Annotated in this window: 5 protein-coding genes, 15 tRNA genes and 1 rRNA gene; 1 reads left to right on the plus strand and 20 read right to left on the minus strand. The window is 46.0% G+C overall.

Annotation, left to right across the window (positions count from 1 at the left end):
- The first annotated feature begins 33 nt into the window (after window positions 1-33).
- Window positions 34-1,815: a transglycosylase domain-containing protein gene (locus KNP98_RS15365; RefSeq protein WP_214802647.1), complete on the plus strand. Its 1,782-nt coding sequence runs from the start codon at window positions 34-36 to the stop codon at window positions 1,813-1,815.
- 3 nt (window positions 1,816-1,818) lie between these two features.
- Here KNP98_RS15365 and KNP98_RS15370 read toward each other — a convergent pair whose 3' ends face one another.
- The 20 genes from KNP98_RS15370 to rrf all read right to left on the minus strand — a co-directional run.
- Entirely contained in the window at window positions 1,819-2,385 is a 567-nt protein-coding gene (locus KNP98_RS15370; RefSeq protein ID WP_029332790.1) for a DUF5366 family protein, read from the minus strand.
- Between the two features lie 246 nt (window positions 2,386-2,631).
- Window positions 2,632-3,105, minus strand: coding sequence for a tRNA (uridine(34)/cytosine(34)/5-carboxymethylaminomethyluridine(34)-2'-O)-methyltransferase TrmL (gene trmL, locus KNP98_RS15375; RefSeq protein ID WP_214769835.1), 474 nt, complete (start codon window positions 3,103-3,105; stop codon window positions 2,632-2,634).
- Window positions 3,105-3,590, minus strand: a complete 486-nt coding sequence (locus KNP98_RS16210; protein ID WP_088836437.1) for a methylated-DNA--[protein]-cysteine S-methyltransferase — start codon at window positions 3,588-3,590, stop codon at window positions 3,105-3,107. Before KNP98_RS16210 ends, trmL begins: the two co-directional genes overlap by 1 nt.
- On the minus strand, window positions 3,580-4,725 hold the full coding sequence (queG, locus tag KNP98_RS15385) for a tRNA epoxyqueuosine(34) reductase QueG (protein WP_214767949.1): 1,146 nt from the start codon (window positions 4,723-4,725) through the stop codon (window positions 3,580-3,582). Before queG ends, KNP98_RS16210 begins: the two co-directional genes overlap by 11 nt.
- Window positions 4,726-4,807: 82 nt before the next feature.
- Window positions 4,808-4,878: transfer RNA gene (locus tag KNP98_RS15390), tRNA-Gly, on the minus strand.
- Between the two features lie 31 nt (window positions 4,879-4,909).
- Window positions 4,910-4,980, minus strand: a tRNA-Gly gene (locus tag KNP98_RS15395).
- A 4-nt stretch (window positions 4,981-4,984) separates the two neighbouring features.
- Window positions 4,985-5,065 (minus strand) — tRNA-Leu (locus tag KNP98_RS15400).
- Window positions 5,066-5,100: 35 nt separating this feature from the next.
- Window positions 5,101-5,174 (minus strand) — tRNA-Cys (locus tag KNP98_RS15405).
- Window positions 5,175-5,180: 6 nt separating this feature from the next.
- A tRNA-Gly gene (locus KNP98_RS15410) sits at window positions 5,181-5,255 on the minus strand.
- A gap of 8 nt (window positions 5,256-5,263) precedes the next feature.
- A tRNA-Gln gene (locus KNP98_RS15415) sits at window positions 5,264-5,335 on the minus strand.
- Window positions 5,336-5,345: 10 nt separating this feature from the next.
- Window positions 5,346-5,418 (minus strand) — tRNA-His (locus KNP98_RS15420).
- Window positions 5,419-5,427: 9 nt separating this feature from the next.
- Window positions 5,428-5,498: transfer RNA gene (locus tag KNP98_RS15425), tRNA-Trp, on the minus strand.
- A 4-nt stretch (window positions 5,499-5,502) separates the two neighbouring features.
- Window positions 5,503-5,586, minus strand: a tRNA-Tyr gene (locus KNP98_RS15430).
- A 36-nt stretch (window positions 5,587-5,622) separates the two neighbouring features.
- Window positions 5,623-5,695: transfer RNA gene (locus KNP98_RS15435), tRNA-Phe, on the minus strand.
- A gap of 7 nt (window positions 5,696-5,702) precedes the next feature.
- Window positions 5,703-5,778, minus strand: a tRNA-Asp gene (locus KNP98_RS15440).
- A gap of 7 nt (window positions 5,779-5,785) precedes the next feature.
- Window positions 5,786-5,859, minus strand: a tRNA-Met gene (locus KNP98_RS15445).
- A gap of 10 nt (window positions 5,860-5,869) precedes the next feature.
- Window positions 5,870-5,944, minus strand: a tRNA-Glu gene (locus tag KNP98_RS15450).
- A gap of 33 nt (window positions 5,945-5,977) precedes the next feature.
- A tRNA-Ser gene (locus KNP98_RS15455) sits at window positions 5,978-6,068 on the minus strand.
- A 26-nt stretch (window positions 6,069-6,094) separates the two neighbouring features.
- A tRNA-Asn gene (locus KNP98_RS15460) sits at window positions 6,095-6,169 on the minus strand.
- Between the two features lie 6 nt (window positions 6,170-6,175).
- A 5S ribosomal RNA gene (gene rrf, locus KNP98_RS15465) occupies window positions 6,176-6,273 on the minus strand; the annotation flags it as partial.

The raw sequence follows: 6,273 nt of genomic DNA on the forward strand, positions 1-6,273 counted from the left end.
ATAAGAAGGAAATGTCTTTTGAGAGGAGTTTTCATGAGAATTACGACTGGCTACCTTTTATTAATTGGACTTACTATCGGTTTACTTTTGACGTTGTTTTCCGTTCGCGACCAACTCGAGACGTCCCGCAAACTTTTCCATTGGGCAGATGTACAGACGACCCGTCAACCATTGACGTCGTACAAACCGATCACTGTCACATACGGCAAAGAGAAGGTAAAGTTGTACGATGGACTTCGCCGTGATGATTTAACAGCAAATGCGTTACCTAAAAAGGTCGAACAAACCTTCATCGCTATCGAAGATCAACGTTTCTATCAGCATGGTGGTTATGATATTACAGGAATTCTTCGCGCATTCACTGAAAATCAATCGACTGACCAAAAAGGGCAAGGTGGCAGTACGATTACACAACAATTGGCTCGAATGACGTATCTTTCAAATGAAAAAACATATACTAGAAAAATAAAAGAACTTTTAATCGCCATTTCATTGGAGCAAAAATACTCCAAAAAAGAACTCTTAACGGCATATGTCAATCAAGCCTATTTCGCAAATAATATTTATGGAATCGAACTGGCATCATCGGCGTACCTCGGAAAAAAGGCGAACGATTTGACGTGGGCAGAAGTGAGTTATCTAGCGGCGATTCCAAACAACCCCACACTATACGATCCGTTACGTTCACCTCAAAATACAGAAAAACGTCAACAGCGGATTTTAAAAATTTTAGCAAATACAGACACGATACCAAAATCGATTAAAACAAAAGAAATTGCATTGTCCTTCAATAAGCCGGTCATCCCATTCCCTGACTATATTGATGCAAGTGTCAAGGAAGCAATCCGTCAAACGGCCGCCATCAAAAAATTAGATTATGAGGCCGCACAACAATATCTGCATCAACATGGCGCGACGATTGCGACTTATTTGGATTCAACGGAGCAAACACGGGCCAAACAATCCATCGTGGCACTACCTAAGGAAATCGAAGGTGCTTATGTTGGAATTGATGGACGAACGCATGGTGTGACAGCACTTGTCGGCCATAAAACTGACTTACCTGGTCAATTCAATCGGGCAACACAATCCTTTCGTCAACCGGGATCCACATTAAAGCCCTTACTCGTCTACGGACCATACCTCGAGAAAACAAAAGCCACGTTAAGTAGTCCTCTTGACGGTCGTCCTGTTTGCTTTGACGGCTATTGTCCTGAAAATAGCGGGAACCGGATTCTTGGTGAAGTCACGCTTGCCGATGCCATTGCCTATTCCTATAACACGCCAGCCCTTCGTGCGTTTTCTGTCTCCTTCGCTGAAGGATTAAAAGCGATTCGTCCGTTTAAATTCAGCCAATGGTCGAAGCAAGACAATGCCTACACGAGTGCGTTAGGTGGATTAAAATATGGTGTTAGTCCTTACGAGTTAACGAATGCCTACACAACGCTTGCTAATGACGGCTTGTATAGTCCAGCATCCATGGTTCGAACCATCACCTTATCAAAAGGCGAAGGGACGCTGTATCGGCATACTGTTCAAAATAATCGCATTTGGTCGAGTCGGACAAACCAGGTGTTACGTAAAGGATTGACGAATGTCATGACATACGGAACAGGGCGTCTTGGTTATGATACACGCCCCACTTATATCGGTGGAAAAACAGGGACGACGAATGATAATAAAGATATGTGGTTCGTCGGAATCAAAGATCAACACATAGGAGGGATTTGGTTAGGCGCAGACATCCCACGACCTTTCCCTGCCGAGGCCAACTCAACGCTTCAAGTAAGGACGTGGGCTAACATTCTACGCTGACGATCATTTCGGGAATAAAATCGCTTCGCCTAACGAATTGAACAAAGTCAATCCGACCCAGGCTAAGCCAGCCAGTAAGATGCCCCATGCAAGAAACAAAAAGACAATCAAGCCAATCGCTCCGGCCGCAGTCGTCATCTTGCTGATTTGAAAGGTATAAAAGAAAAAATAAATTAGGAATGAACTTGCTAATACGAGGCAGACGAGTGGGAACGATGTCATGAAAGCAAAGCTGATGCATCCACCTACGAGCAATAAAATGCTACCAGGTCGAAGCATACTGAGTGTCGTCCCAATCTGTTCCTTGATGAAGAAGGCAAACCCTAACTGATTGATTGTGTCTGAAATCAGTTTGAGCGTACTAAAAATCATAAAATAGACAATCAAAAAACCAAGCCAAACTAATAATTTAGTGTCACGTGCGCTCAAAATTTGTAACAATTCATTGTATACACCGACATCCTTTAACCATGAGAGTGCTAACTCCGATGTCGCAATCGCAAGCGACGTACTGAACAACAGGATGCTAATCAACGGCGCATAACTTAACAGATAGACATTCGTCCGCATTTCCAATCTCCATTCATAGAAAATTCATATGTAGCACACAATTTCTCTTACAGGTATACTATAATAGATTATATCGGTTATTGAGACTGAAGGGGGAAGCAAAAATGGCATTTATTTTAATGATTGGTGTAAGTCTCGCTTTCTTGACAGCGATTTTCACTGCAGGCTACAACAAAAAACCTGAAGGTAACGAATAATAAAAAGGCGCTGATGCATCGAATAGGATGCGTCAGCGCTTTTTTGTGTTTAAAGTAGTCCAGCGTACCCTTGCTGCCGTAATGCTTCATACACGATAATTGCAGCCGTATTTGAGACATTTAGCGAACGAACTAAATTTGACTGCGGTAATCGAATACAACGATCTGTATTTTGGTCGATCACTTCAAGCGGTAAGCCTTTTGTTTCTCGACCGAATACAAAGAAGTAGTCTTCCTCGACATTCGATAAATCAATTTGACTTGGATACTGTTCCCCATACTTCGTGATGTAATAAAACTTCCCTTCCGGGTGCTTCTCCCATAATTCTTCGAGTGAATCATGATATCTTACATCAACAAACTCCCAATAATCGAGTCCGGCTCGTTTCAACTGCTTATCATCCGTTGAAAAACCTAATGGACGGATTAAATGAAGAACGGAATGTGTCGCAGCACACGTTCTTGAGATATTTCCTGTATTTTGAGGAATCTCTGGTTGATACATTACAACATGAATTGCCATTATCTTCTCTCTCCTATCTCATGCGCAAGTAGCGCTTGTTTATGATCGATTCCACTCGCAAACCCCGTCAACTTTCCGGATGCCCCGATGATTCGATGACAAGGATAAATCAGCGCGATCGGGTTTCGATTTAATGCCCCACCGACGGCTCGCGCTGCTTTTTCGGAACCCATCATTTTAGCTAATGTTCCATAACTCGCTGTTTCTCCGAATGGAATCCTTCGAAGATTCGTAAGAACACGCCGCTGAAAATCCGTCACGTCGAGGCGGCAACTAATGCGTTCTAGCGCATTTGGTAGACGATTTTCATAATCATCGAGAGCTTGTTTTAGATGCAGTGGAAGTGGCGCTTCGTACCGCTGTCCTTCTCGAACATATCGTTTAGCGCGCTCAGTATCAAGACCAAAATCTAAATAAACAACGACGTCGTCCTCCCAGGCAATCAGTAACTCTCCGAACGTGAACTTCACTTGTTTATACGGCATCGGGTTCCCTCCACTCCGACAAAAGACGCTCACCTTCCGTTTGGACATCCTGTGCGGAATCATTCATTAGTCGTTCTTCTACGTAACTTTTTTCATCGCCCCCCGCAATACGGCCAATCGCCCAGAGCGCGAGAGCCCGCATATCATCACGTGGATCTGTTTCTGCCATCAAGCGCAGAGCATCAAGCGCTGTCTTGTCTTGATAATGGACGAGTGCACAAATCGCATTTCGTTGAATCGGCTTCTTTCCACGCCATGCTCCTGAAAGCGAACCGAATTTCGCTTTGAATTCACGATTGCTGAGCGACAAGATTGGAATTAAGAGTGGTTTGACTTGTTCCGGGTCCGGCTGCAATTCAGCATGTTGCGTCGCATGTTTTTTTCGATTGTAAGGACAAACTTGCTGACATGTATCACAGCCGTATAAGCGATTACCTAATGCGTAACGGAAATCTTCCGGAATCAGCGTCTTCGTTTGGGTAATAAAGGAGATACAACGTTTCGCATCAATTACCCCCGGCTCGACTAATGCATCCGTCGGACAGGCATCGATGCACTTATTACACGTTCCGCAGAGTTCTTCAACCGCTTGATCAGGAGGTAAGTAAAGATCTGTAATCAATTCACCGAGATAAAGATAAGATCCATGTTCTTCGCTAATGATCGAACAATTCTTTCCGCTAAAACCAATTCCTGCCCGTTCTGCGACGGCGCGATCGACGAGTTCACCAGTATCCACCATCGAACGTGTCTTTGCTCCAGGCGATAACTCTTCGATTTTTTTCTCTAGTAGCTGGAGTCGTTGATTCAGCGCCTGATGATAATCAAGCCCCCAAGAAGAGCGACCAAAAATCCCACGCCGTTCCCCGGCTTTCCCACGTGGTGCATCCGTTAACTTACTCGGGTAAGCAACTGCAATCGCGATGATTGATACCGCGTCATCTAGCAACAGTTTCGGAGTTGTCCGTTTTTCGAGATCAGGTTCTTCAAAACCAGATGCATAATTTTTATCCTGCTGATCAATCAATCGTTGTTTCATCGTTAAAAATGGATCGGCCGTCGTCACCCGAAACACATCGATCCCAATCTCTAAAGCATATGCTTGAAGTGTTTCTTTAAGTTGTTCTCCGCGCATGACAGATCCCTCCTTTCATCGTTCTATCCTAAACAAAAAGAGCAATGTGTCAGATGAAAACGACACGTTGCTCTTTTAAATAAGCGGGTGAAGGGAATCGAACCCTCATCATCAGCTTGGAAGGCTGAGGTTTTACCACTAAACTACACCCGCATGGGTTAAAACTAAGATTGTGAAAAGGTAAAGCGGGTGAAGGGAATCGAACCCTCATCATCAGCTTGGAAGGCTGAGGTTTTACCACTAAACTACACCCGCAAGATACCGGTGGTCGGAATCGAACCGACACTCCAAAGGAACACGATTTTGAGTCGTGCGCGTCTACCAGTTCCGCCACACCGGCACAATCTCTTGCAAAACTATTGAATTGAAAAGAATTGGAGGCGCCAGTCAGAATCGAACTGACGATAGAGGAGTTGCAGTCCTCTGCCTTACCACTTGGCTATGGCGCCACTCGTTGGAGCGGAAGACGGGATTCGAACCCGCGACCCCGACCTTGGCAAGGTCGTATTCTACCACTGAACTACTTCCGCTTAAAAAGCTGGGCTGGAAGGGATCGAACCTTCGCGTGCTGGAATCAAAATCCAGTGCCTTACCACTTGGCTACAGCCCAATAATAAGAGGGCGACTGATGGGAATTGAACCCACGAATGCCGGAATCACAATCCGGTGCGTTAACCACTTCGCCACAATCGCCATAATAAACAGGGGCAGCAGGAATCGAACCCGCGCTGACGGTTTTGGAGACCGTAGTTCTACCGCTAAACTATGCCCCTATGGTGGTGGGGGGGGGCGGATTCGAACCGCCGAACCCGAGGGAGCGGATTTACAGTCCGCCGCGTTTAGCCACTTCGCTACCCCCCCACAAATGGGAAATCAACTTCATTCTTCTATAAAAGGTGGCTTTGGACGGAATCGAACCGCCGACACGAGGATTTTCAGTCCTCTGCTCTACCGACTGAGCTACAAAGCCTTAACAATGGCGGTCCTGACGGGATTCGAACCCGCGATCTCCTGCGTGACAGGCAGGCATGTTAACCGCTACACCACAGGACCGTATGTATTGCGGGGGCCGGATTTGAACCGACGACCTTTGGGTTATGAGCCCAACGAGCTACCAGACTGCTCCACCCCGCGATGATAAAAATGGTGACCCGTACGGGAATCGAACCCGTGTTACCGCCGTGAAAGGGCGGTGTCTTAACCGCTTGACCAACGGGCCATCGTAGTAAAATTGAAACGTTACATATAATTATGGCGGAGAGCAAGGGATTCGAACCCTTGAGACGCTTATGACGCCTACACGATTTCCAATCGTGCTCCTTCGGCCACTCGGACAGCTCTCCAGTGAACGTGGTGAAGAAGTTATTAATGGCTCCGCAAGTAGGATTTGAACCTACGACCTACCGGTTAACAGCCGGTTGCTCTACCACTGAGCTATTGCGGAACGATCGCCTGGCAGCGTCCTATCCTCACAGGGGGAAGCCCCCAACTACTTTCGGCGTTCAAGTGCTTAACTTCCGTGTTCGGCATGGGAACGGGTGTGACCAC

The sequence above is a fragment of the Exiguobacterium sp. s127 genome (assembly GCF_018618695.1).
Lineage (GTDB): Bacteria > Bacillota > Bacilli > Exiguobacteriales > Exiguobacteriaceae > Exiguobacterium_A > Exiguobacterium_A oxidotolerans.